Source organism: Spongiactinospora gelatinilytica (assembly GCF_003236385.1).
GTDB classification, from domain to species: Bacteria; Actinomycetota; Actinomycetes; order Streptosporangiales; family Streptosporangiaceae; genus Spongiactinospora; species Spongiactinospora gelatinilytica.
Genome location: NZ_POUA01000589.1, coordinates 1 through 2938, shown reverse-complemented (window position 1 = coordinate 2938; position 2938 = coordinate 1). Strand labels below are relative to the sequence as shown.

The window sequence follows — 2938 nt, the reverse complement described above, 5'->3', positions numbered from 1 at the left end:
CCCCCCGGAAACCCCCAGGTGCCCCCGTAATGGCTCCACCATGACCGTTTCTGCATGAGGATGTAAGGCGTGCCGGTCATGTCATGATGAACGGCCAGCAGCCCCGACGCGCCGTGGACCCCCCAATGCCGATGCCCGCGCCCGCACTGAGCCCACCCGTCGCCGTCGTTGGCCGCCATGGGCACCATCTTGCCCCAGCCGTCAGCTCGCCACGGTTCCCCCACAGCGGATGACGGCGACCACATGGGGATCGCTTTACCTTCCGCCTCTGGAAAATCCCGGCCTTATTAGACAACCATCGCCAAGCGGTAAGTCGGCCCACATTCAATTATCACCGCCTGGCAACCGGCCGCCTTCCCTATACTGCGGCCCATTCAAAAGGGAAGGGGCGCCATGCCGGATAAAGATCGCTGGGCCACGCCACTGGCATCGCCACCGCCCTGGTGGCGGTCGTCGGCACCACACTGGCCGGCCTGGCGTACTGCGACAGCCACCGCACCACCGATATAACGCTGGAAGACGAGCAAAAAACGAAAAACTCGAATCAGGAGACCCGATCCTCGTCTCCGAAGGGACGTCCTGGCTCGGCCCGGCCTGGTACGCCAGCGACCAGCTCCATTCCGTCGGCGGAATGCGGTTTCCGATGAACGGCTACGAGATCATCCACTGGCTCCAGGCGAACACCATTCACCTGGGCGTCACCGGCACCGCGATCGCCGTCACAGCTCAGCACGTCACAACGGCCCTCGTCCACGGAGCCGAGCTGAGCGACCTGAAGTGCGATCCCCCCTTCCGCGGCACCGCCGTCCGCCTCCCCGCCATCGGCGACGGCGGCGAAACCGCCCCACCGGTCACCATCGGCTTCAACCTCGACGCCCCACGCCCAGTCGCCCAGAACGTCACCCCCTCCGGAGCCCTCTCCGGCCCTTTCACCCACCAAGTCGCCCTCGATCAGGGCGACTCCCGCGAATTCGTACTCAACTTCACCGCCACCGGCCGTTCCTGCACTTTCCGCGCCACCCTCACCGTCAGCTCCCAGGGCAGAAAACACGCCATCCCCATCCCCGCCACCTGGCGAGCCGGCAAACCCTCCGGCTACCTCTTCAAAGTCACCGCCCCGGCCAAATCGTACGCCCGCGCCTACATCACCGAAGGCGGCTCCGACTGGCACTTCAGGTCCATCAACCCGCGCCACATCATCTCCGAGAACACCACCCTCACCTATACCAAAGAACGCTGATCGCGCATCGCCGCCAAAGCCAATGGGTGGAATTGGGATATGACCGGTCAACATCCCCGCCCATCCGCCCGCTCGGCGATCACCTCTGCGGCGGCTGCCAAGGCCCGGCGAAACGCGCGCGATACCGAAGCGACCCAGGAAATGCCCAGAAGCCGCTGGAGAAGATGGCAGCGATCGACCTTTACGCTCTTCGCCCTCGTCGTGATCGCGGCCTCCATATGGTCGGCCCTCGCCTGGCCCGCCCCCAGTGGGCACAATGCGCCCTGATCGGCATCGCCGTGACCTTCGCCACCTACCTGGGCGTCGCCTTCCTGATCGGCCCGGCGGCACGGAGGCCGGCCGGAGAGACGAGCCCGCTCACAGAATCCGAACGCGCACGGATGACGCCCACCGAGCGGGTCGAAACCATCAACGCCGCCCGTCACACACTCATCCAATCGGCCATCGGCCTCGTCGTGATCGGCGGCGCCGTGTTCACCGCGCTTGGCCTGTGGTACACCGCCCGCACCGTCGATACCACCCGGGAAAGCGAGATCACCGAATACACGGAAAGACCGAACAAGAGATCCGAGCGGTGGCCAAGGTCGATTCCACGACGAAGTTCCGGTGACCCGGCTCTCACAAGATCTCCCCGCCGCGCCGCGCCTTCCGAACCGCCCGCAGCCCTGCTCTACCGGCCGGGACCGTCGGAATCACGTTTGCCGAACGAAACCGGCAGCTGCGCAATCCTCCTTCGGCACGGGTATGTGAGTGGGCTGCGGCCCGGCCCAGCGCCTGTCCATGATCTGCTGGATATCGGCGACCTTGCGTCCGAACCGAAACGCGGCTGTGCCGAGTGCGGCGTAAGCCTGGCGGCGGGCGGCCTGGCGCGCCAATTCATGGTTGGCGCCACTCGCCACCAACGCCACTCTGACCGCTCCTTGCCTGCCGACAAGTGCGCCACCGAGTGTGCCCGCCACACCGACGAGCCCAGTGAGAATCGCGACGATGCCACCGTCCATATCGGCCCCAATGCGTGGAGGGGATCAGATACAAGATCTCCTTCATAGAGCACACGCACGACGGCTGTCGGCACTCCTTGACCCGCGGACCGTAGGTCAGCGCCATAGCGCGCCGGCACCGACCCAGGTGTCAGCCGCCGCCCTTGCTGAAGTGTTGGTAGTCCTTGGTGCCGGACCAGGTGCCGCCCCATTCCCAGCCGAGGCGTTGGAAGGCGCGGACGACGCGGTCGCCGGGGTTGATCACGCCGGGTTCGTCGAGGGGGCGGGTGGCGAATTGGCGGGCGTTGGTGTGGGCGACGGAGCCGTCGGCGGTGACGTAGGGGTTTTCTCTGGGGTTGATGTCGATGGCCTGGCCGTAGGCGTGTTTGGACCAGTTGCCCGAGCCGGTGGCGGCGCGGCAGTTGAAGGCGGAGGTGTTGTCGGCCTCGATGGAGTCGAAATCGCTGCCCCGGTAGGCGTCGACGCGCTTCATTCGCTTGATGGGGAAGCGCCATTCGTACAACTGCTCGAAGACGGTCTCGATGTCGTCGGTGACCGTGCGGTGGACGACGAGTTCGCCGGTGTGCGCCTTGTCGTCGAAACCCCAGTGGGTCAGGGTCACCAGGCGGAGGTCGCCTAGCGGGACCGGGCAGCCTGGGCGCCAGGAGTGGGGGACGTCGGCGCGGGTGACCTTGGAGACCTTGGCGGTGTATGCGGG

General features: G+C 66.1%; 3 protein-coding genes. 2 read left to right on the top strand and 1 reads right to left on the bottom strand.

The window, feature by feature from the left end; translation table 11 throughout:
• Positions 1–631: 631 nt before the first annotated feature.
• On the top strand, positions 632–1240 hold the full coding sequence (locus tag C1I98_RS37350) for a hypothetical protein (RefSeq protein ID WP_146607880.1): 609 nt from the start codon (positions 632–634) through the stop codon (positions 1238–1240).
• A 164-nt stretch (positions 1241–1404) separates the two neighbouring features.
• Entirely contained in the window at positions 1405–2289 is an 885-nt protein-coding gene (locus C1I98_RS40955; protein ID WP_146607879.1) for a hypothetical protein, read from the top strand.
• Between the two features lie 82 nt (positions 2290–2371).
• Here C1I98_RS40955 and C1I98_RS37345 read toward each other — a convergent pair.
• A partial coding sequence (locus C1I98_RS37345; protein WP_111171976.1) for a M15 family metallopeptidase occupies positions 2372–2938 on the bottom strand: 567 nt, incomplete at its 5' end.

What these genes read in the sequence shown, in the direction of transcription:
- C1I98_RS37350 (WP_146607880.1), top strand. Translation starts at nt 632, where the DNA reads ATGCGGTTTCCGATGAACGGCTACGAGATCATCCACTGGCTCCAGGCG.
- C1I98_RS40955 (WP_146607879.1), top strand. Translation starts at nt 1,405, where the DNA reads ATGGCAGCGATCGACCTTTACGCTCTTCGCCCTCGTCGTGATCGCGGC.